This window comes from Bacteroidota bacterium, from assembly GCA_020161395.1.
Lineage (GTDB): Bacteria > Bacteroidota > Ignavibacteria > Ignavibacteriales > Ignavibacteriaceae > UTCHB3.
This window is the reverse complement of record JAIUOE010000005.1, coordinates 271,371-293,420: the sequence shown is the minus strand read 5'-3', so window position 1 is coordinate 293,420 and position 22,050 is coordinate 271,371. Positions and strand designations below refer to the sequence as shown.

The window sequence follows — 22,050 nt, the reverse complement described above, 5'->3', positions numbered from 1 at the left end:
TCATGATGTTGTTTACTTTGTCGTCGGGAGTTGTCATGTCACAAAAGCAAACAGTTTTCAATTTAATGCCCGTTCCTTCAGAGTTGAAAGCAGGAGATGGACAGTACCGTCTTGATGCCAAATTCAAGATGAAGATAACGGGAAAAATCAATCAGCGGATTTCCGCTTATGCTACCAAAGCACTGCAACGATTATCAGGGAGGACAGGTCTGTTTTTCCTTCAGGATATCGTGTCAGGGGCAGATTCGATAGTTAATCCCGCACTCACAATCAAATTTGACCGTGAGGGAGCAATCAAGGTCGGTGAAGATGAGTCGTATACTCTTGATGTGGCGCGTGATAAGATATCCCTCGCTGCAGTTACCGATATCGGAGCGATGCGGGGGCTGGAGACATTTCTTCAGCTTGTGGAAAGGGACAGCACCGGTTATTTCCTTCCCGTGGTATCTATAAAAGATGCTCCATTCTACAAGTGGCGCGGTTTGATGCTTGATGTATGCCGCCACTGGATGCCGCTTGAAATGGTGCTCCGGAATATCGACGGAATGGCAGCCATGAAGATGAATGTGCTCCACTTCCACCTATCGGAAGATCAGGGATTCAGAATTGAGAGCAAGGTTTTTCCAAAACTGCACCAAATGGGTTCCGACGGAAATTATTTCACGCAGGAACAGATTAAACATATCATCAAATACGCTGCCGACAGAGGTATCAGGGTGTATCCCGAGTTTGATGTTCCGGGTCATTCCACTTCATGGTTTGTCGGGCATCCCGAACTTGCGAGCAAACCGGGACCATACAAGATAGAAAGGAACTGGGGGATATTCGGGCCCGTGATGGATCCGACAAAAGAGAGCACATATGAGTTTCTTGACAAGTTTTTCACCGAGATGGCACAGCTTTTCCCGGATGAATACTTTCATATCGGTGGTGATGAGGTTAAGGCAAACCACTGGAAGGAAAATCCTGATATTCAGAAATTCATGTCAGAGAAAAACATTAAAGATGAGCATGCACTTCAGGCTTACTTCAACACCCGAATCCTGAAGATTTTACAGAAGAACAATAAAAAGATGGTCGGCTGGGATGAGATTTTGCAGCCTGAAATGCCGAAGGATATTGTGATACATTCGTGGAGAGGAAAAAAAGCTCTCCTGCAGGCTTCAAAAGACGGCTATAATGTTATCCTTTCCAACGGTTATTATATTGACCTGATTCAGTCGACAAAGTTTCACTATAATAATCATCCTGTTTCACCTGATACCATTCTTCCGGCTGAGCAGCAGAAGAACATTCTCGGTGGTGAAGCTACCATGTGGGCGGAACTTGTTACAAATGAAAATGTTGATTCGAGGATCTGGCCCCGTACTGCAGCAATTGCAGAGAGGTTGTGGTCGCATAACAGTGTTACAGATGTGAAAGATATGTACAGAAGACTCGACAGAATAAGTCTTCAACTGGAAGAGCTGGGATTGTTGCACGAGAAAAATTACGAAATGATGCTTCGCAGGCTGGTCGGTGGCGAGGACATAAAACCGTTGAAGATGCTTGTGGATGTTCTTGAACCGGTAAAAGAGTACAAAAGACACTCAATGGGAGTAAAATACACGCAATATTCTCCCTATACCAGAGTTGTGGATGCCGCCAGACCGGATGCAGCGACAGCAAGGAAATTTAATGAACTTGTCAGTGTATTAATCGAGTCACGGGATGGTTCTGTGACCAGTCTTTTGCTCGGACAGCTTGCTTACTGGAAAACCGGAATGCCCGAATTGAAAGACCAGATCAAGAGGCACCCAATACTTTTTGAAGTGATGCCTCATGCCGAAAGTCTCGAATTAATCTGCGAGCTGATGCCCGAGATGGTTGGTTCGGTTTTCTCGGGTGACAAGGTTGATCAGGAAATCATAGACAAAGCAAAAGCTTTCCTGAAAGGGAACACTATCCGCCACGGTCAGTCTGAACTAATGATAGTTGAAGGATTCGAGAAGCTCGTTAAATTTTGTGCTCCTTAACCCGGCAGAGGGGCTGCAATTTACAGTATTTGCAATTTTTTTCGTCCCTGTCAGAATCAGAAGTCAGGTTAAATTTGCCTTCGAGGATGCGCAGGACAAATTTTTGAATATTTGTTTCAGTGAGCTGGAGTAATTCCTCCCACTTGGCTTTGGCGTTTTCGTGAGTGTCAGCAATTTTCTCACGACCTATTGGAAATTTGATATCTTTTGCACCGAAATCATCTTTGTTGTATTTCAGGGAGAAAATCTGCGGGAAAAGATATGAAAATTCCTCGGGCAAATCCTTGATTTTTCCTTTATCTGCTGCCATTAAATAGAGGGGGAGCTGCAAAAGCTTCCCTTCTTTTACATGGTCCAGCGAGTACTCTTTTTTGCCTGATTTATAATCTATAACCTTGAACAATTTATTTGTATCATCCACATCAATCCGGTCGATTCTTCCTTTGATTTTAATCTCATAGGGAGCTGTTCTTTCCGCACTGTTTTTACCTCTCAGTTTTAACCCTGCAAAATTGCTTTCAAAAAGGGCAGGAAGAAGTGTATCGGAGCTGTTTCTGGCAATTTCAAGGTATTTGTAAAGAATGGACCAGGTGGCATTGCCGGCAATACCGAGGATTTTTTCGGCTGAAAGGAATGATTCGGTATCGAGGAGTTCTGTAAGGTTGTGATCCTCAATGTTTGTGGCGATATCGATCAGTCTGTTTAGGTATTCTTCAAGTTCCTTGTCGGTGCAATCGCTGATTTTTTTATTTTGTTCGAGTAACTCAGAGTGAAATGCTCTCAGAATCGAGTGCAGAAGTGTACCGAACTCCAGCGAATCGAGTTCTTCCGATATTTCCTCGTCAGCTTCGGTGCCAAGTATATACTTTGCAAAAAACTGATACGGACAACTGGCGTAACTTTCCAGACTGGTGGCAGAAAAAGGGGAGTTCACCCTCCTCAGAACAGGAAGTGAAAGGGGAGTCTCCTCCGTTTCATCGAATGAAATGTATCCGGCAAAGGGATTGTTTTCGGAACCGGCAAGGTTGGACTGGGTGAGGTAGTCGTTACTTCTTTGTTTGATCTCCGGGATGTCAAACTGATTTATCAGCGATGATTTTTGAAGGGCATCAACCGCTGTTTTTTCATCAAACTGTTGCCAGGAGGTAAAGATATCCCTTTTTGAATAAATTTTTTGTTCATAGATTTTGACATCAACAGGGGTGACAGTAAAAAGGGTTTTAAAATCGCTTTTAAAGAATGACTCAACTTTTTCTTTTGCCCCTGTTTTTTTGCTGTTAGTCAGGTAAAGTCTGCCTTTTGCCGGGCCTCTCCATGCCGTGAGAGCCTGATAGAAAAGGAGTCTCTCTTCCGCGGAGTGTTTTTTAATTTGTTCTGTGGCACCGTCATATTTAAAGATTTCAGCCCTGTATCTTGTGGGAAAATCACCATCGTTGAGAGCACATATAAAGAGGTGTTTAAATTTCAGCCCCCTCGCTTCATCGGGAGTGGTAATCATTACGCCTGTTTCGGGTTGTTCGACGAGATTAAATCTGGTCTCCTGCGACAGATCGAGCAACATTTCGAGGTATTCTTCAAAGTTTCGTTTTCTGTTCTCGTACTGTTGTAAAACATTGAAGAGAAATGAAGCGGAACTCAGGAAGGTGGAAAGTGCCCGTATATTGAAGAGCGCTGCACTTCCTGTATCGGAAACACAGGCTGTGAGGAGACCGGTATCCTTTACAAGTTTTTTTACTTTGTTGAAGAATTCAATGGGCTCCATCTCGAAGATGAGAGATTCAAGATCACCCCACAGCTTCTGGATGGTGACCAGTGACGATTTTAATGATGAGATGATGGATGTGTTGTCAAATTCCTCCTCTTCACCTGTGTCTCCCTGGAATTTTTGTATTTCAAGTGAGAAGAGTTTGACCATTTTTTCATATCCCGATGTAACTTTTATGTGACTGCACCCTCTTTTAAAATGTGTGGAATTGCCGTATCTTTTCTGCAGGACGGGATTCGACAATACACGGAAGACAGAATCAAAGCTAAAATTGTGCGAAATCACCTTGAGAAGATCCAGCAATGCTGAGACGGGTGAAAAGTCGCCGGTTCTGAACCGGTCGGTTATATTTGTCGGAATTCCTTGTGACTCGAATGCAGCTCTTATGAAGGGAGTATAAGCCGGGATACGATGAAAAATAACACCAATTTCGGATGTCTGAAGGCTTTTATCGGTTAAAAGGAGGTTCTTGATCTCTTTGGCAACAAAATTGGTTTCGTCATACAGTGTCGGTGCCTGAATTTCAAAGATGTTGTCAACTTTGGTTATTCCGGGTTTCACAGGTTTGAACAGGTTCTCTTTAAGATGTGAATGGAAATCCTGTGAAGACTCACTCTCAGACTTGTGACTTCTAAATCCTGCTTTTTCAAGAGAATTGAAACATTTTTGCAGCTTTTCAAACAGGAAAGGATTTCCTACTGAGTAATCGAAATCGATATAAACCCTGTTCCCCGTATGTTTTGCGATCCCTTCCACCAGGGTTATTTCAGGAGAAGTGAGCTCCATGAAGTTTTGCATGAAGACTTCTTTCACATCGGGGTAGACAGAACGGAAAGCAGATGGTACAAGTTGTGAGTTAGTCTGAATCATCAGATAGATGTCGCCAATTTCTTTCATTCCGGAGGATTTAAGTCTGAGATCGAGAGCAGAAAATACCCGTGACAGAAAGAGGGCTTTTTCTTTGTTTACGGGGTTAAGATTGTTGATCTCGAGGATTAGACTGTCGGCGCTGGTACCGTTTTCCTTGAATTCGGAGATTGTGTTTTTGATCAGCCTTATCATCCCGTTTGTCAGGTTGTGTGAAAAATCGGCATCATTCAAATCGTTTATAATTTGTCTGATAAAAATCTCCAGAATTTCGTCAGGAATGATTCCAAAACCGGGGTCGATTTTACTTCCTATTTTCCGGGCAAGGTCTCTTATGGTGTCGGTTTTTAGTTTTACTCCCGGGTAATTTTTGGCAAGGAATTTTTTAAATTCTCTTTGTCTTCTTTTAGTAGGGAGCAGCAGAAGGAGACCGGTATCATCGGTTCTGTCTTTGTTGTCCATTAGCCAGTTATCGAGAACAAAGTCCTTAAAATTGTCGAGTGGTGTAAGTATCATTGTTTTATCCTTAAAGAAAGCAGAGTTAATTTGTCTTTGAATTCGTTGTAAACCAGTTGTTTTTCAAAATATTCCAGTTCCGCAGTGGAAGAGATAGAGGTGAAGAACGCAACTACTGCCTCCGGGTTGAACTCCCCTGAAAGGAGAATAACGATGCGGAATAATTTTTTTTTGTTCAACGCGTGTACAAGGCTTTGAAGAAGTTCATCTAAAAGATCGAATCGTGAGAAGATCATCAGACCGCTGCCGGGCATGTGATTCACCGGGAGGAGGGAGTTGAGATCAGACATTCCCGGTTGGTGCTCAATGGTAATGAATTCACCGGAATCACCGGCAGGAGAGAGTTTCCTTAATCTGTCAGTGACAATTTCCGTCAGTTTTTCGTCGGGGAAATTAAATTCAGGTGGTTTCGGATAACCTTGACTATTATCAGATTTTATCATTAACTTGAGCCGGAAAAATAAATTTTTAATTTTTTATACCTTGAAATAAAAGATAAGAAAAAATGAGAAAAATTGCATTAATTCTTCTGCTGTCTCCGATATTTTTATTTTCACAAAAACTGGGAGATGTAGCCCCTGTAGAAAAACCACAGCCTTTTCCGCCCAACACACTTGGGCTCGATCTCATGATAGGTGAAGCGGGTTTTGGACTGGGTGGTTTTTACCGGAAGGATTTATCCGAGGAACTTACCTGGTTTACAGACTTTTCGATAAGTGAGGTGAAGGACGACCGGGAATTTGAATACATCGATTATTGGGGAAGAATAATCGTTGTCGGGAAGAAAAACAGAATATTTCAGATCCCTTTTTCCACGGGTTTTCAGTACCGCCTTTTTAAGGAAAGTCTCACCGAGAATCTGAGGCCCTACATTTCGATTGGGGTCGGACCCAATCTTATAGTTACCACTCCGTTTGAAAAGGAATTTTTCTCCTCATTCGGATCTGCACAGGCAAAAATTGCACTGGGCGGTTACGCAGGTCTTGGAGCCAACTTTGGAATTAACAAAAAGAATCTTCTCGGGTTGAATGTAAGATACTACTATGCACACCTCTTTGACGGTGGCGTTGAAGGGATGGAAGGAATCATGAAACAGAATATCTCGGGGATATTTTTGACGATAACCCTGGGGACGATGTTTTAGCAACAGTTTTTTATGACTGACCGGTTACAATTCGAAATTCCAAGGGAATATGCAGGGTTTAAGGAAGAGGGATTACCTGACCGTTACTATACTTTCAACGATGTTGACAAGCTTATCGGTGATTTATTCAAAGATCCACTTTTTAATGTTCAGACTGCCGGGAAATCCGAAGAGGGTCGTGAAATAAGGCTTATAAAAACGGGAACAGGCAGTACAGTCATTTTCATGTGGGCACAGATGCATGGTGACGAACCCACTGCAAACGCAGCTCTTTTTGACCTGATGAAGTTTTTGAGAAATCCCGGAAGATTCGTTAACCTCCGGGATGAAATTCTGGATAACCTGACTTTATGGATAATGCCGCTCGTCAACCCTGACGGTGCGGAACGATTTACGCGGGAAAATGCCTCCGGGGTCGATCTTAACCGGGATGCATACGACCTGACTACACCCGAAGCAAATGTTTTAATGAACAGTTTCCGCCAGATCAAGCCTGATTTTGCCTTCAATCTTCATGATCAGGGGAGAGCACATGCGGCTGGCGATTCGGGCAGACCGGCGACCATCTCTTTTCTCGCACCACCTCCTGATAAATCCAGTTCAAATCCCCCAAACCGTTTAAATGCAAAAAAGCTTATTTCCAGCCTTGTCGACCACCTTGAGAAACTTATTCCCGGGCATATTGGAAGGTACAGCGATGAATTTGAGTACAGAGCTTTTGGTGACACTTTTCAGGCTCTTGGGGCAGCAACAATTCTGATTGAAAGTGGCGGATGGGAGGATGATATTGAGAGACGGTTTCAGAGGAGACTGAACTTTTTTCTCTTTATTACAGCATTCAAATCGATTATCTCTGGTGAGTATCAGAATTATGAGACAAAACTGTATGACGGACTCCCGGGTAATAAAAAAGTGATGTATGATCTCCTCATCCGGGGTGTAAAGCTTGAAGGTGAACTGGTGAATATCGGAATAAACAGAATCGAAGTCCCTTCAAAAACGGGGAGGCCTGTCAAAATAAAGGGAACAGTAAAAAGAATCGGGAAACTTCGAAACCGCCGGGGTTACACAGAAATTGACGGTACTGGGTTATCAATTGTTCCTGCAGTAAGAATCGGCGGAAGGGCGAACTTTGTGCTGCAACAGGGGGAGAAAAAAGTTTATGAAGTAAAAGACGGAATAGCTATTGAAATTCCGGATCAAGTATAAATCGATTCCTTCCTCAGCCGGAAAAACAACCACTCTCAAATTAAATTATCCTTAAATCTGCACCATTCAAGTAAAAATTACTCCCTTTTTTTTGTATTTTAAGATAAATTTGCTATTATTAGGAAACGAGATTATATACTTTTTAAACTTCGAGTATGACAAAAAACTATAACGGCGATATTTACGCTGATTTTGAACGGGAAGCCGTTCCGCACATGGATGCGCTTTTTAATTTTGCACTCAGGATGACCGGTGACTCTGACGAGGCGAGTGATCTGGTGCAGGATACCTACATGCGTGCCTTCCGCTTCTTCGATAAATTTGAAAAAGGAACCAACTGTAAAGCCTGGTTGTTTAGAATAATGAAGAACACCTACATCAATTCATACCGGAAAAAGACAAAAGAACCGGAACGATACGATTATGAAGATGTAGAGAACTATTACGAAAATGTGAAGCCCTCTTCCACCGAAGACGCCCATCTCGAAAAAGAGATTTTTGACAATCTTCTCGACGATCAGGTTGCGTCAGCCATTTCCTCTCTCCCGGAAGATTTCAGAACGGTTGTTATCCTTGCTGATATCGAGGGATTCACTTATGAAGAAATAGCAGATTTTATAGACTGCCCTGTAGGTACAGTCAGATCTAGACTGCACAGAGCCCGCAAAATGCTCTATGCAAAACTCTATGACTACGCAGGCACAAAAGGTTATGTTAAGAATTAGCAGATATGATGAACGATAAAAAGAGACACGAATACGCCGAACTTGTTGCTGCTTTAGTGGATAATGAAATAAAAGACAATCAGCTCCGCTCTGAATTGTTGAGTGTGGCAGCTACCGATCCCAATTTAAAGACTGAACACTATGTTCAGTTGACCGTAAAGAAAACTGTAAGTAAGAAGTGCAGGATGGCACAGTGTCCTTCCTCCCTTCGTAACAGGATTTTGCTCGATATACGGACAGGAGCAGCGGTTGAGAAGGGGAACAACAAACAGATATTTTCCCTTCGCCCTTACGCCTACGCTGCAGCAATAGCTGTAATTTTTATTACACTGTTCATATTTAAATATACTGACACACAAACCGGTGGTTTGGAAGTTATGGAGTCCAGATTCAGTCTGGATAAAATGGCGATGAATAATTTCAAAGCCATTCTGGATGCAAAGCTTGCACCTCAGATTACATCTGACGACCCGGGAAAGATTCAGTCTTTTTTCGCTGAAAAGGGGTTGCAATACAAGATGAGGATGGCATGTCCAAAGGGATGGCATTTTGTGGGTGCCGTTGTATCTCATGACAACGGTGAGAAGTTCGGGCATGTGGTTTTGTCTGACTCAAACGGTAATCTGCTCTACATCTTTGAGGTTGATAAAAAATATCTTACTTCCGACAAGAAACTGAGCCTCGACAACAAGATCATGTCAACTGTAATGTCCGGTTCATGTTACACACAGGGAGAGGGGAACATGGGGATTCTGATAAACAGATGTGGAGATAATGTGAGGGCTGTTGTTGCAAAAGACAACCCCGAAAACCTTAAAACACTTTTTTGCGGTTTGGATTAGAGAGGTAGAAAATGGCAATTTTAGCAACAATCAATAATATTTTATTTCCGACAGATTTCAGTAAATATTCCATGTCGGCTGCAGAGTATGCCATTGAAAGAGCCATTAAATATGACGCCACGATACATATTCTTCATGTAATAGAGGATTTTAAGCCGATTCTTGCAATCCGTACCTTCGATTTGACTCAGGAAAAGATCGAAAATGAATTGAAGCAGCAAGCCGAAACTGAAATGGAAAAATACATTGCTCAAATGAAAGATAAGTACGGTGACGCGAAAGTTGAGAAAGTTTTCCGGTTTGGTGTAAGTCATGCCGAAATTGTGAAATATGCCGCAGAAAACGAAATTGACCTTATTGTAATTGCAACCCAGGGAAAAACGGGACTTTTGCACACTCTCCTCGGAAGTGTGGCAGAAAAAGTTATCCGTCACTCTGACTGCCCTGTGCTTGTGATTACGCCAAAAAGGGACTGAATTAAACGCGCTCTGCATTACATCAATTTGATTTAAAGCTGTCTCAGATTTGAGGCAGCTTTTTTTTGCATCCCGATGCCCGTTTTGTTTTAAATATCCATACAGAACCTCAGAACTTCGGAGATACTGAGGTTCTGGAGTTCTGAGGTTCCGGAGTTCTGAAGTTACTCGAAATTAGTTTATGTGTGGAATAATTAGTATATTATGTGCTGGAAATTAAAATTTCCTCGAAACAGCCTGCAAGAGCGGCAATTGGTGTATAAAACTTTCCAAAAAGACAAAAAACACGGTATCCCCCGACAATCAGATCTTTCTATTCGTTTTATTATCAACTTGTACACTTCCGGCTCGGAAGTTTCTGCCTCGGGTTTGACATTTATTTATTTTGATCAGCCAGTATCCCGCAATTCCGTATAGAAAACGGAGAACGACAACAGAGTTACAAACTCCCGTTCGGGGTCTTACGCCGGTCGCCAACCTTTTAAGGATTTTATGTTTAAAGAAATTGGAATTGAAGAGAGCATCATTAAAGCCATCACAGAACTTGGCTTTGAAACGCCCACTCAAGTTCAGGAACAGGTAATACCATTACTTTTGGAAGATAACAGCAGGGATATTATAGCCCTTGCACAGACAGGTACCGGTAAGACCGCAGCGTTCGGCATACCGATACTTCAGAATCTTGATACTGCAAAGAAAAAGATTCAGGTACTTATATTAAGTCCGACCAGAGAACTTTGCCTGCAGATCGCCGATGATCTTGCAAACTACTCAAAATATAAAACGGGTGTAAAAATTGCCGCTGTGTTTGGCGGAGCGAGCATCGAAAGACAAATAAAATTAGTGAAAGACGGAGCTCAGATAATATCAGCCACTCCGGGCAGATTACTCGATCTTATTCATCGTAAAGAAGTAAACATTTCCGAAGTAGAGACTGTGGTTCTCGATGAAGCTGATGAGATGTTGAACATGGGATTCAGAGATGAACTCGTTGCGATACTATCCGAGACACCTGCAGACAAGAACATGCTTCTTTTCTCTGCAACCATGCCTTCAGAAATTACCGGAATTGTTAAAAAATATATGGAAGACCCGATTGAAATTACAGTCGGAAAGAAAAACTCAGGTGCCGAGAATGTAAATCATGTCTGTTATCAGGTATATGCAAAAGACAGATATCTTGCACTGAAAAGAATCGTGGATTTTTATCCCGAGATTTACGGTATCGTTTTTTGCCGTACAAGAAGAGAAACCCAGGAAGTGGCAGATCTTTTGATGAAAGACGGTTATAATGCTGATGCACTTCATGGGGACTTGAGTCAGGCTCAGCGTGACCAGGTAATGAACAAATTCAGAATAAAACACCTGCAGATTCTTGTTGCAACTGATGTTGCTGCGAGAGGTCTTGATGTTGACAACCTGACACACATTATCAACTACAGCCTTCCCGAAGAGATAGAACTCTACACACACAGAAGCGGAAGAACAGGCAGAGCCGGAAAAAAAGGGACTTCGATTGTTATTTCCAATGCAAAAGAGAAGCACATTCTCAGCCGGATTGAGAAACAGATCAATAAAAAGTTTACCTATGAAGAAATTCCTGCCGGTAAATTAATCTGCGAAAAACAGCTTTTCCACCTTATCGACAGAATGGAAAAAGTGGAAGTTGACTACACTCAGATCGAATCATTTTTGCCTGAAATCTACAGAAAACTTGAATGGCTCGACAGGGAAGAACTGATTATGAAGTTCGTTTCGGTTGAGTTTAACCGCTTCCTCGATTATTATAAAAATACTGCTGAACTCTCAACACCAAAAGAGGGAAAATCGACAGGCAAGAATTCAAGATCTGATGTGAACTACACAAGATTTTTTATTAATCTTGGAAAGACAGACAATTTGAAGCCGGGAACCCTCATGGGACTCGTTAACGAGTACACAGGATTTTCAGATATACAGATTGGTGACATCGAACTTCAGCGTAACTTTTCATTTTTTGAAGCGGATTCCGAGTTTACCGATGTAATCATGAGTTCATTCAGTGGGAAAGATTATAAAGGGAGAACCATTTCGGTCGAAATTTCAGAGGGTAAGAGCAAAACGGGTTCGGATGACAGACCAAGAAGAGCATCTTTTGGTGGCGATCGTGGCAGAAGCTCTGAAGGCGGAAGAAGCAATTACCGTGGCGGCAACAGAAGCAGAAGCTCTGAAGGCGGCAACAGAAGTGGTGGCGGCGGATACGGCGGTGGCAGAGGAAGAAGCTCCGAAGGATCATCCTCGGGCGGTTCCGGATATGGCCGCAGTCGCAGTTCCGAAGGATCATCATCAAGTGGTTCCGGCTTTAACAGAAGCCGCAGTTCTGAAGGATCATCGGGTGGTGGTTACAAAGGAAAAAGAAGCTCTGAAGGCTCTTCAGGTGGTTACCGCGGACACGGCGGAAGCTCTGAAAGTGCCGGCGGCGGAGAGGGTTCAAGACGCTTTAAGGAGTTTAATTCCCGCGAAAGGAAGTCAGACAAGCCTTCTTTCGGTGATAAATACAAAAAAAGAGAAAAAAAACAGTTTTAACACAGATGATTTTCCCCTTTTCACTTGAAAAAGGGGAAAATCTTCCGTATATTTTAAAGCTAAAATTTAATTTATATGGCACGACTTACAAAAAACATAGAAGCATTTTGCAGAACCTGCGCATCTGTAACCAAGATGGAAATCTCTACCCCCGCGGGAGAGGCTTTTGGCGAAGACATGTACTGGGCACACTGCAAAAAATGCAAGAACAAACTTGTTATTTCAGTTGATGATATCATCAGAGACGACAAGATATCGGTAAAAGACATTGACATGGGTGAGGCAGTTGACTACTCGCCAGCCAAAGACTATGAAGTAGGCGTTGTTCTTTATCATAAAGAATGGCAAGATTTCGGGGTTGTAAAGTCGAAGTCCAAACTTTCACCAACAAAGATATCGCTTACTGTTGAGTTTCAAAGTAAAGGTATTAAAAAGTTATTAGCTTCCATCAATTAAGAAAGGTATTCGCTTGATAGGCATTACTGTACAAGAGAACGAATCTATAGATAAAGCGTTAAAGCGCTTCAAAAAGAAGTATGAACGCTCCGGCATATTAAAAGAATTTAAGAAGAGGACATTCTTCGTTAAACCTTCAATCAAGAAAAGACTTGAGAGGATTAAAGCGGAGAGAAGAGCTCACAGGACTGACAACAAGGATTAATATAATCCTTCAGTTCTCATAAGGTTTTATAACGGGTTTGTGTCTTTTTATCGGAAGATAGAACGACACAGACCTTTTTTAGTCTATTCTTCACACAAAGGGACCTGCTTTTTATGCAAGCCCCTTCTTTAGTATAATCACTACCTGACCAGCCGGACATCGAGGTACTTTTTGAGTGACTCGAATGCATCCTCAGGTGTATCATGTACCTCAAAAATATTTACATCCTCGGGTGAAATGGTGCCCACCTCAATCAGTTTATCAAAGTTGATCAGATTTTTCCAAAAATCACTTCCATAGAGAATAATTTTCATTTCCTTTGTCATCTTTTTCGTCTGCACCAGTGTCAGAATCTCAAACATTTCATCGAGAGTACCGAACCCGCCGGGAAAAATAACGACAGCCTTCGCAAGATATGCGAACCAGAATTTCCTCATGAAGAAGTAATGGAACTCAAATCCAAGTTCGTCTATCACGAAATCGTTCATGCTTTCCTCTTTCGGGAGGCTGATTGTAAGACCCACGGACTTGCACCCGGAAAGGGTTGCCCCTTTATTGGCGGCTTCCATAATCCCGGGTCCTCCACCTGTAACAATCGCAAAGCCTTTATCTTCGGTGGTTCGCGAGACCAGGTATTCACCCGTAAGGCGTGAGAACTCTACTGCATCATCATAATATTTGGCAGAGGCGAGCTCTCTTTCGAGTTGCTTTTTGTCTTCTTCAGTTGCGTTCCCGGAACTCTCCAGTTGCTTTGCCCTCTCAAGAACCACACTAAGCGGTTTGATTCTGGCTGATCCAAACACAACAACAGTGTTGGTAATTTTATTTCTTTTGAATTTGGCTTCGGGGTCGAGATATTCAGAAAGGATTCTTACAGTTCTGCCCTCGGACGAGTTCAGGAATTCTTCATTTTTATAAGATTTCGGTGGTCTTCTTGTCATATCCACTGTTTCCTCTATTTTATGTTTTTCAATAAAATCAATAATTCATATCTTTAAAGTTAATTAAGTAAACTTTATAAATAATCCTGTGAAAATCGATTTTGCGGCAAAAATTAAAAATTAATTATTTCATAACGATATTTCTAATTGTTTCCCTCCCCCTTTTGGCTCAATACCATGATGTTCGTTCGGGAATAAACAATATCCTCACTGCCATGCCCGCCGGGACCATGTGGTCGATTCTGGTTGTTGATGCCGAGACAAACGATACGGTTTACACTTACGGCCACCGGAATGTTATGATACCTGCATCCAATACCAAAGTGGTAACAAGTGCGGCGGCACTCCACCTGCTTGGCGGGGATTTTATATTAGCAACAGAATTAAGGTATTCAGGAAGTATCAGCACAACAGGAGTGCTGACCGGGGATCTGTACCTGAAAGGATTGGGGAATCCACTTTTTACAACGAAAGACCTTGAAACATTTGTTGCCAAATTCAAGAAGAGCGGTGTGAGAGAGATAACCGGGAATATCGTCGGTGATGACAGCTATTTCGATGATCTCTACAGCCGGTCGCAGTATGTCGGGAGCGGCGAGTATGATTATGAAACCTATCCGCTTTCAGCTCTCGTGCTCGACAAAAACATCTGGATAACAGGAAACAAATTCACCACACCTCCCGTTGCAATAGCTGAAAAATTGAAAGCCGCTCTCGAGAAAGAGGGGATAAGAATTGACGGTAAAGCGGTATCCGGAGTTATGCCCCGCGGTTGCAGTCTTGTTGCAACTTCGGAAGTGCGGCTTGCAGAGTTGCTGAAAATAGTGAACAAGCGGAGCGACAACTTTTACGCAGAATATACCATGAAACTGATTAGTGCTGCAGTAAACGGTGAGAGGGGAAATACAAAAAACGGAATTAAGCTTTGCATCGGTTTTTTGAATGAGTCGGGTGCCTATTTGAAAGGGACGAGTCTGGCAGACGGAAGCGGTTTGTCGAGGAGAAATCAAATTCCCACGGGTGTGATAGTTAAAATATATGAGTACATTTACGGGAATCAGGTTTTTAGATCGCAGTTCTTTTCAACTCTCAGTATATCCGGTGTGGATGGTACGCTGCGTTCACGGATGGAACAGGCAAACGGCGACAATAATTTGAAGGGGAAAACGGGCACACTTTCGGGTGTTATTACATTAAGCGGTTATTTCAAGACAAAGAGGGGGAGGGACATGATAGGAGCTGTTTTCTTCAACTATTCATACGGCTATCCAGACTATTACAGAGGGCTGCAGGATCAGATATTTAATCTGCTTATAGACAAGCTATAAAAAAAGGCTGCCTTTTTGGGACAGCCTTATATTCAATAAACTTTTATGACTATTTAGCGGGTTGATTTCCACCGGGATTAGCAGGAGCAGTCTGATTTGACCCGCCCTTTTGGATAACGCTTTCAGCGCTTGATCCAGTCGGAAGAAAGAAACCGTTAACGAGAATGGTAAGAATGGCAATGGTAGCAGCCATTACCCAGGTTGCTTTAGAAAGAAAGTCAGCCGTACGGCGTGTACCAAACATGCTACCAACACTTCCACCACCGAAAGTCGCAGTTAAACCACTTCCTTTGGACTGTTGTGTCAAGACAACCAGTATAAGAAAGATAGCCAACAGAATGATAACGATACTAAAAAAGGTAAACATTTTTTCTCCAAAAAAATATGGTAGCGGGGGAGGGACTCGAACCCCCGACACGTGGATTATGATTCCACTGCTCTAACCTGCTGAGCTACCCCGCCGGGGAAATTAAAAAAATCAAGACACTAAGATAACAATGCAATCAGAAATAAACAAACAGATTCTTTATTTTTCTCTTTCATCATCCGGAGATTCGTTAATTTTTTTTATCAGATCCTTTAATTCCTCCGAATTGGCAGGAGTCTGTATCTTTATTTCGGGTTCGGGTGATGCATCATTGCCATCAATCAGAGCAGCGGTCAGGCTTTCAAGTTCTTTGTTTATTGATTCGCTTCCGAAATCCTTGAGCTCTGAAGAAAGGTAGCTGAGCAGTTCCTTGTCAATGCCACTGTAGCCATAAGGAGGCATTATCCTTTCTTTCACTTCCTCTTCGTCCAGATCCGTTTTTTTATCAGGTTCGTCTTCATTTTCAGAAGTGACAGGCGATTCGATGTGTTCCTCGATGTTTTCGGGGTCTGCAGAATCGAGCCGGGTTTTAAGTTCGACCAGTTTGGTTATTTCGTTACTGAGAATATCTCTTTCAGCAGCGAGCTGATCATTTTCGAGGATGATACCGGAGATTGATCTTTCCGATTTTTGAGATTCAAGTTTGAGGAGAGACAATCTCTGCTCGATGAGTGAATATTCGTTGCTGGCTTCGTCACGGGCTCTTCTAAGGGCTTCAATTTCCTCTTTGAAGCTTTGTATCACCTTAAGGAAACTTTCCTCTGTCTCGTGCGATTTTTCACCGGCTTTGTCGAGTTCGGATATCGTTGCATTAACTGAATTTTCGAGACCGGTTTTTTGTGCCGAGAGTTCAATTATTTCATTTTGCAACTTTGATTTTCTTGCAGAAATTGATTCAATTTCCTCATTACCCGATTTTACACGATAAACGATGGAACGGAACTCGATTTCCAGATTGGTGATTGCTTTTTCTTTCTTTGCAATTTCCTCTGATTTTCTAAAAAGGATCAGCTCCTTGTCAATCAGTTTTTTTGAAATTTCGCGAACTTTAACCTTGAGATCGCTTATCTCCTGTCTGTAGGCAGAAGCCATTGTAATAAAATGCTCTTCGGTCTTCAGAATATTTGACTCGATTTCGTACCTGTTTTCCTCGAGAGAGTTTAGATGCTTCTTCAAGCGACCGGTTTTCTCCTTCAGAGCGCTTTCCTTCAGGAGGGCATTTTTAATATTTCTGAAGATTTCGTTTTTGAGATTTTCATATTTCGTGATTTTATCTTCGAGCTCATTTACTGTTTGCTGTGAGCTTGAGATGGAGGCTTCATACGATTCGAGCTGAATCTTTCTGATATCGAGGTCGCGATTTGCATTTTCAAGTCTTTTGGAGAGGTGGAGCAGTTTTTCTTCATTCAGTTCGATATTATTGAGAATGGAGTTGAACTCTCCCTCTTTATTCTCGACAGATTTTTGCAATTGCGGGAGGTAATCCTCGAGAGCTGCCACCGAGCGGGTCTTGCTTCCGAGGTCGGAGATTACAGCTATCAGTTTGGCTTCACTGTTGTCAATTTTTTCGCCGAGTTCCGAATTTTTTTGTTCGAGCAGTGCTTTTTCCTGCTTCAATGCCTCAACCTCGGAGAGGAGCATGTCCCTTTCCTTGGAGTAAAGTGACTTGAAGCTGCTTAAACGGGCGGTCTCCTTGGTCTCAAGATCAATGAGGTTCTGTTGCAATTTTTTAATCTTGGCAACGAGCTGTTCCTCTTCGGTTCTGAGTCTGTCGAGTTCCAGTTTTTTAATGTCGAGTTGGTTATTTGTATCAGGGGACATTGATCCGCTGTCGAAATTTTCATCCATGGATAGCACCGCGCTTAAAATTCATTGTTTGAATCGTGGGCTTCTTTTTCAATTTTTTTCAGTTTTTCGATACTGTTAACGAGATCGTTTTTCTGATGTTCGAGGCTTTGGAGCTCCGACTTCACACGGTTTAGCATAATCGAACCGTTCTCAATTTCATCCTGCAAACCGGTGAGATCAGACTGCCTTTCTTTTATTGCAGTTTCGAGTGAGGCCCTTCTTCCTTCAAGGTCAGCGTGTCGTTTCGAGAAGCTGTTGAACATCGAGGAGAGTTTCCTCTCGAGCTCGTTATTCTCTTCCTTGAGGTTTTCACGGTTTTTCTTGAGTTCCTGCACAATCAGGTTCATCCGTTTTTCGGTGTCTTTGAGCTCGAAGAGATTTTTATTCAACTGATCTTTTTCCTCTTTCAGGCTGTGGATGTGCTGCCGGATGTTCGTGAGATCTTTCTCGGCAATTTTGATTTCCGACTTTAACTCACCCAGTTGGAGATCGAGTTGTTCGATATCAGATTCCTTCTGCGATTTGAGTCTTTCCTTCTCCATGATATCAGTTCTGAGTTTGGTCTGATGCTCCCGGAGGGAAACGATTTCCTGATTGAACGAGCGAAGAGCTTCGAGTACGAGTTCTTCGGTTTTGAGCTGTTTTTCCTCGAGGACTTTAGATGCAGATTCGAGACCACTCAGGGTATCATTCAGGTTGGTAACCTCACCCTCAACCGAGTGTTTTGTGTTTTCGAGTTCCATCACTTCTTTCGTGAGGAGTGATTTTTTCTCTTCGAACTGCTGCAGGTTCAGAAGTGCTTCCGATCTTTTTTCCTGAAGCGATTGTAACTCCTCGTTCATGGAATTCAGTTCATCATTCTGTGCTTTTGCGAGTGATGAGAGTCTGTCAATTTCCGATTTCAGGGATGAGACTTCGCTGCTGAGTTTCTCCCTTTTTTCCAGATAGTCGGAGAGGATTTTTTCTTTTTCATCGAAAGATGACGGGGCATTTTCAGCCTGGTAGATCTGTGCAGATTGAGATTTAAGTGCATCAACCTCTTCAATTAGAGCTTCCACTTCCTGATTTAATCTTTCATTCTCCTGCTGGAGATCGGTCAGCATCTTGTTGGCTGTAATCAGATGGGATTCGCTTTCCGTCAGTCTGGCAACGAGTTCACTGTTTTCCTCCTGCAGGGTGTCGTGTGCCAGTCTTAGCTGTTTAATGTTTTCCATTTCAGCTTCAAACTGTTCCATAAAAGCTGCTGTTTGTTCCGAGTCGAACCCTTCGGGGAATTCAGGCGGATTAGCAGGATCGAATTCGGGCATTTGGAAAGTTTCCTCATCCACGACTTTTTCTTCCACAGGTGGAGGAGTGCTTTCAACTTCAGGCATCGTAAAATCACTGTTTTCAACCGGTGGATTCAGCGGTTCATCGTCCGGCGATTCAAAATTAATTTCCTGCATCGGAGTATTGGCCTTTTCCTCTTCCATTTTGAGGATGAGTTCCTGCAGGCTCTCAATTTCCTGATGGAGTGATGCGATTGTTTCCTGAAGGTTATCGATCTGCAGGTCTTTTTGAGAAATGATTTCATCAAGCTCCGACCTGTCGAAATCCGGTGTTTCACTCACCGGTTCGGGAGCTGAATCACCTGTCAGATAAGAAGGCAGTTCGGGCGACTCAAATGGTTCAATGCTGATGCCATCGAGACCCATGGATGCTATCTTACGGTCTCTTTCTTCAAGCTGTGACCGTAACGAGCTGATTTCGAGATTTCTGTCAGCGAGTTCCTCGGAGAGTTGCTGTTGAAGCTGAATAAGCTGAAGTTCCTTTTCTTCGAGTTGAGTGCGGAGCTGGAACAATTCCTCAGAATTGTCGACAACTGACACCGGCTCGGGTTCTGTAACAAAAGGAGTGAAATGAGGCATTTCGAAACTTGATTTTTGAGATTGCAGTTCAGCAATTTCTGCCTCGAGTTCGTGTTTTGATCTGCGAAGGTCGAGAATAATTTCCTGAAGGGTTTCCTGTTCCGAGTTCAATTCGGAGAGGTCGGCAATCTGCGGCTGAGCCATTGGAGCGGCGTTAAGGGTAGCCTGTTCGAGGAGGTCGAACTGCTGGTTCAGTTTTTCAAGGTATGCTTCTTTGGTGTTAATTTCAGTCTGGAGCGCAGCCCTTCTTCTTTCAAGCTCTTCAATTTCAGAGCGGAGATGCTCAGGGATTTCATCATAGGCAATAACCGTTTCCGATGGCATTCCCGATGAAGATTCAAGGGTTGCAATTTCACTTTTTAATTCTTCGGCTCTTTTTTCGAGTTCTTCAACATCGACATATTTCTCCATGAAAGTATTGAGCTGCGATCTTAAGGTTTCGATATCGATAAGAAGGTTTCCCTTCTCCATCCTTAGTTCGCTGCTTTCGCGGGAGATTTTGTCATGCAGTTGTTTTAACTTGGCTACTTCTTTTGTAAGTTTCTCATTATCCTGTGTAAGTTTTTCAAGTTTCTTGCCACCTGTAAAAAGTGCCATCTTTTGCTCCTAATTAAATGTTTTTTTGCATACAAGTGAAATATAAGAAAAATTGCAGAATTAATTGATCAGAATTATGAAAATAGCCTGAATAAGGGGTCTTGAAATAAAAAAAGCTGTCACCGGGGAAGGCGACAGCTTTGAAAAACGGGGGTCTGTTGAACAATCAGAGATTAATCAAGTTTGCCATTTTTTAACTCGTTAGCGAGTCTGGTAGCTTTATAAAGATTTTTTATAGCTTCATACATTCCGGAAGAATGGACAGAAACAGTTCTGTTTGCAGTTTCATCAAAGATGAATTGTCCCGGAAGGCTTTCAATGTTGCCGTCAAAAGCAAGACCAACAATTTCAGCTTTCTGGTTGATAACAGGGGAACCGGAGTTACCACCGATGATATCGTTTGTTGAAACGAAATTGAACGGAACACTCAGATCAAATTCTGCTGGTGGATTTTCCCATTTTTCGGGGAGGCTCCAGGGGAATTTTTTACCATGGCTGAAGTATCTGTCGTAGAGACCGTAGAAGGTAGTGATTGGTGGAGCGGTGGTTCCGTTGTAGTCGTAACCTTTTACAACACCGTCAGAAATTCTGAGTGAGAAAGTTGCATCCGGTGGAATGGTAGTACCATAAACTTCGAAGACAGCTCTGCCGAGTTTCTCAAGAAAAACGGCTTCCTCGGTCTGCGATTTCTTCACGATATCGCTGTGCGATTTTACTTTTTCCTGAGCGAGAAGAGCGTACTTGATAAAAGGATCGTCTGATTTCAGAATATCTTCAACTTCCATAGTCAGAAATTCAGCAACTTTATCCTTTGAGGTAAGTCTGCTTTTTTCGAGGAGGTATTTAACGGCTTCATCACCTGTTCTTCCGCCTGTGAGGGCGATGAATGCAGGGTGGTTCGTACCGATGAGTCCGCTGATAAAAGCGATGTTTTCTTTTAAGAGAAGTTCCGACATTGTCTGATCGAAGTCATCGGGGAACACTGTAAGTTCAGGTTTGTTTCCTTTTTTGGCAGCACCAACGATACCTGAAGCGGTAAGGAAGTATTGTGAGAAGATCATCGGTCTTACTCTGAATGCATTCAGTTCGTTGAATACTTCATTCATTTTTTTTCTGCCATTTGCAATTTTATCCCAAAGTTCGCCATATTCGGAAGCGAGTTTAGGATCAGCCATAACTGCAGCTTTGAATTTTGCTTCCCAGTCCTGTTTTTTCTTCATGAAGACAGGATTAAGGAGCCCTTCGAGCTGACCGTTGGTGGCTTTTAAGCCGTTGGCAAAGCTAAAGAGCTGATCGTTCATTTCGTAAGCTTTTTCAGGCTTCAATTCAAGATATTTTGAATATGAATTCACAAGTGATTTCAAAAATCCAATTGTAACGGGGGTTGTGTAATCTCTCTGCGATTCGAGCATGGAGACAGTATAAAGTCTGTTGGTGCTTCCGGGGTTACCTACTACGAAAACCGGTTCACCTGTCATGGCGCCGTTTGTGCTCCATTTGAAGTAGTGATCTGTTTTTAACGGTTGACCATTCTCATCGTAAACACGGAAGAAGGTGCAGTCAAGATTATATCTTGGGTAGGTAAAATTGTCGGGGTCACCTCCGAAGAAACCGAGCTGGTCTTCGGGAGCGAATACGAGTCTTACATCATTATATCTTTTGAAACCATAAAGGGAATATTTACCGCCGTTGAAGAAGGTGATAACCTGTCCTTTTAAGCCTTTGCTTTTAAGTTCTTCGACGAGTTCTTTTTTCTTGGCGTCTCTGGTTTTCAGTTTTTCGTCATCGGTGGTACCGGAATCCATGGCTTCGCGGATTTTGGAGGTCACATCTTCGATGTAAACGAGCTGTTCAACGAAGAGTCCGTCAACTTTTCTTTCTTCAGCGAGAGTAGAAGCCCAAAAGCCCGATTTATGAAGGTCTTCGCCCTCTTTGGAGACTCCGGTTATGCTCTCCCTGCCGCAGTGATGGTTTGTCATTACAAGACCGTCGGCGGAAACAAATGAAGCAGAGCAATAGTCGGCAAAGCGAAGTGCAGACATTCTTACATTGCTGTACCACTCATCATCGGGTGAAAAGTTGTAGGTTGATTTTAAGTGATCAGTAGGCGGGAAGTCGAAAGTCCACATCCTTCCTGTATCAAATTTGCCGGCTTTTACAGTATCAAGATTTACTCCTGTGTGCTGTGCGAAGACGGTGGCGGAAAGTGAGAAGACCACCAGCAGGGCTGTAAGAGCCACATTTCTGAAGGACTTGAAGAAAGTTATATACATATAT

Annotated in this window: 17 protein-coding genes and 1 tRNA gene; 10 read left to right on the top strand and 8 right to left on the bottom strand. The window is 42.7% G+C overall.

Annotation, left to right across the window (positions count from 1 at the left end):
• Positions 1-35: 35 nt before the first annotated feature.
• Entirely contained in the window at positions 36-2,015 is a 1,980-nt protein-coding gene (locus tag LCH52_10535; protein MCA0388919.1) for a family 20 glycosylhydrolase, read from the top strand.
• Here the strand turns inward: LCH52_10535 and LCH52_10530 are convergent.
• The gene (locus LCH52_10530; GenBank protein ID MCA0388918.1) at positions 1,996-5,163 is read right to left on the bottom strand and encodes an exodeoxyribonuclease V subunit gamma; all 3,168 of its coding nucleotides are present in this window, start codon (positions 5,161-5,163) and stop codon (positions 1,996-1,998) included. The two genes, LCH52_10535 and LCH52_10530, sit on opposite strands and share 20 nt — an antisense overlap.
• The gene (locus tag LCH52_10525) at positions 5,160-5,606 is read right to left on the bottom strand and encodes a hypothetical protein (GenBank protein ID MCA0388917.1); all 447 of its coding nucleotides are present in this window, start codon (positions 5,604-5,606) and stop codon (positions 5,160-5,162) included. The genes LCH52_10530 and LCH52_10525 overlap by 4 nt, the downstream gene beginning before the upstream one ends.
• 62 nt (positions 5,607-5,668) lie before the next feature.
• On the opposite strand from LCH52_10525, the gene LCH52_10520 reads away from it, so the two are divergent.
• From LCH52_10520 to rpsU, 8 genes are all read left to right on the top strand, one after another.
• Positions 5,669-6,307, top strand: coding sequence for a hypothetical protein (locus tag LCH52_10520; protein MCA0388916.1), 639 nt, complete (start codon positions 5,669-5,671; stop codon positions 6,305-6,307).
• 12 nt (positions 6,308-6,319) lie between these two features.
• The gene (locus tag LCH52_10515) at positions 6,320-7,516 is read left to right on the top strand and encodes a carboxypeptidase (GenBank protein ID MCA0388915.1); all 1,197 of its coding nucleotides are present in this window, start codon (positions 6,320-6,322) and stop codon (positions 7,514-7,516) included.
• 155 nt (positions 7,517-7,671) lie between these two features.
• Positions 7,672-8,241 (top strand): sigma-70 family RNA polymerase sigma factor, encoded by a 570-nt coding sequence (locus LCH52_10510; protein MCA0388914.1) that lies wholly within the window; start codon positions 7,672-7,674, stop codon positions 8,239-8,241.
• 5 nt (positions 8,242-8,246) lie between these two features.
• Positions 8,247-9,083, top strand: coding sequence for a hypothetical protein (locus tag LCH52_10505; GenBank protein ID MCA0388913.1), 837 nt, complete (start codon positions 8,247-8,249; stop codon positions 9,081-9,083).
• Between the two features lie 11 nt (positions 9,084-9,094).
• The gene (locus LCH52_10500) at positions 9,095-9,559 is read left to right on the top strand and encodes a universal stress protein (GenBank protein MCA0388912.1); all 465 of its coding nucleotides are present in this window, start codon (positions 9,095-9,097) and stop codon (positions 9,557-9,559) included.
• Positions 9,560-10,051: 492 nt separating this feature from the next.
• Positions 10,052-12,124, top strand: coding sequence for a DEAD/DEAH box helicase (locus LCH52_10495; protein ID MCA0388911.1), 2,073 nt, complete (start codon positions 10,052-10,054; stop codon positions 12,122-12,124).
• A gap of 75 nt (positions 12,125-12,199) precedes the next feature.
• Positions 12,200-12,580, top strand: coding sequence for a hypothetical protein (locus LCH52_10490; GenBank protein ID MCA0388910.1), 381 nt, complete (start codon positions 12,200-12,202; stop codon positions 12,578-12,580).
• 13 nt (positions 12,581-12,593) lie between these two features.
• Entirely contained in the window at positions 12,594-12,785 is a 192-nt protein-coding gene (gene rpsU / locus LCH52_10485; protein MCA0388909.1) for a 30S ribosomal protein S21, read from the top strand.
• A gap of 140 nt (positions 12,786-12,925) precedes the next feature.
• On the opposite strand, the gene LCH52_10480 is transcribed toward rpsU, so the two are convergent.
• A complete protein-coding gene (locus LCH52_10480; GenBank protein ID MCA0388908.1) occupies positions 12,926-13,726 on the bottom strand; it encodes a TIGR00730 family Rossman fold protein in 801 nt (266 codons plus the stop codon).
• A gap of 101 nt (positions 13,727-13,827) precedes the next feature.
• Between LCH52_10480 and dacB the strand changes: the two genes are divergently transcribed.
• A complete protein-coding gene (gene dacB / locus LCH52_10475) occupies positions 13,828-15,054 on the top strand; it encodes a D-alanyl-D-alanine carboxypeptidase/D-alanyl-D-alanine-endopeptidase (protein MCA0388907.1) in 1,227 nt (408 codons plus the stop codon).
• Positions 15,055-15,103: 49 nt separating this feature from the next.
• Here the strand turns inward: dacB and secG are convergent, their stop codons facing one another.
• The 5 genes from secG to LCH52_10450 all read right to left on the bottom strand — a co-directional run bounded on the left by secG (position 15,104) and on the right by LCH52_10450 (position 22,046).
• Positions 15,104-15,421, bottom strand: a complete 318-nt coding sequence (gene secG / locus LCH52_10470; GenBank protein MCA0388906.1) for a preprotein translocase subunit SecG — start codon at positions 15,419-15,421, stop codon at positions 15,104-15,106.
• Positions 15,422-15,439: 18 nt separating this feature from the next.
• Positions 15,440-15,516, bottom strand: a tRNA-Met gene (locus LCH52_10465).
• Between the two features lie 64 nt (positions 15,517-15,580).
• Positions 15,581-17,269: a hypothetical protein gene (locus tag LCH52_10460; GenBank protein ID MCA0388905.1), complete on the bottom strand. Its 1,689-nt coding sequence runs from the start codon at positions 17,267-17,269 to the stop codon at positions 15,581-15,583.
• A gap of 14 nt (positions 17,270-17,283) precedes the next feature.
• Complete coding sequence (locus LCH52_10455; protein ID MCA0388904.1) at positions 17,284-19,773, bottom strand: hypothetical protein; 2,490 nt, start codon at positions 19,771-19,773, stop codon at positions 17,284-17,286.
• A 173-nt stretch (positions 19,774-19,946) separates the two neighbouring features.
• Positions 19,947-22,046, bottom strand: coding sequence for a S46 family peptidase (locus tag LCH52_10450; protein MCA0388903.1), 2,100 nt, complete (start codon positions 22,044-22,046; stop codon positions 19,947-19,949).
• Positions 22,047-22,050 lie beyond the last annotated feature (4 nt).

Excerpts from the sequence above, each read along its gene's own strand:
- LCH52_10510 (MCA0388914.1), top strand. The coding sequence starts at position 7,672 with ATGACAAAAAACTATAACGGCGATATTTACGCTGATTTTGAACGGGAA.
- LCH52_10520 (MCA0388916.1), top strand. The coding sequence starts at position 5,669 with ATGAGAAAAATTGCATTAATTCTTCTGCTGTCTCCGATATTTTTATTT.
- LCH52_10495 (MCA0388911.1), top strand. The coding sequence starts at position 10,052 with ATGTTTAAAGAAATTGGAATTGAAGAGAGCATCATTAAAGCCATCACA.
- LCH52_10460 (MCA0388905.1), bottom strand. The coding sequence starts at position 17,269 with ATGGATGAAAATTTCGACAGCGGATCAATGTCCCCTGATACAAATAAC.
- LCH52_10525 (MCA0388917.1), bottom strand. The coding sequence starts at position 5,606 with ATGATAAAATCTGATAATAGTCAAGGTTATCCGAAACCACCTGAATTT.
- LCH52_10515 (MCA0388915.1), top strand. The coding sequence starts at position 6,320 with ATGACTGACCGGTTACAATTCGAAATTCCAAGGGAATATGCAGGGTTT.
- secG (MCA0388906.1), bottom strand. The coding sequence starts at position 15,421 with ATGTTTACCTTTTTTAGTATCGTTATCATTCTGTTGGCTATCTTTCTT.
- LCH52_10530 (MCA0388918.1), bottom strand. The coding sequence starts at position 5,163 with ATGATACTTACACCACTCGACAATTTTAAGGACTTTGTTCTCGATAAC.
- LCH52_10450 (MCA0388903.1), bottom strand. The coding sequence starts at position 22,046 with ATGTATATAACTTTCTTCAAGTCCTTCAGAAATGTGGCTCTTACAGCC.
- LCH52_10535 (MCA0388919.1), top strand. The coding sequence starts at position 36 with ATGTCACAAAAGCAAACAGTTTTCAATTTAATGCCCGTTCCTTCAGAG.
- LCH52_10500 (MCA0388912.1), top strand. The coding sequence starts at position 9,095 with ATGGCAATTTTAGCAACAATCAATAATATTTTATTTCCGACAGATTTC.
- LCH52_10505 (MCA0388913.1), top strand. The coding sequence starts at position 8,247 with ATGATGAACGATAAAAAGAGACACGAATACGCCGAACTTGTTGCTGCT.
- LCH52_10490 (MCA0388910.1), top strand. The coding sequence starts at position 12,200 with ATGGCACGACTTACAAAAAACATAGAAGCATTTTGCAGAACCTGCGCA.
- LCH52_10455 (MCA0388904.1), bottom strand. The coding sequence starts at position 19,773 with ATGGCACTTTTTACAGGTGGCAAGAAACTTGAAAAACTTACACAGGAT.
- LCH52_10480 (MCA0388908.1), bottom strand. The coding sequence starts at position 13,726 with ATGACAAGAAGACCACCGAAATCTTATAAAAATGAAGAATTCCTGAAC.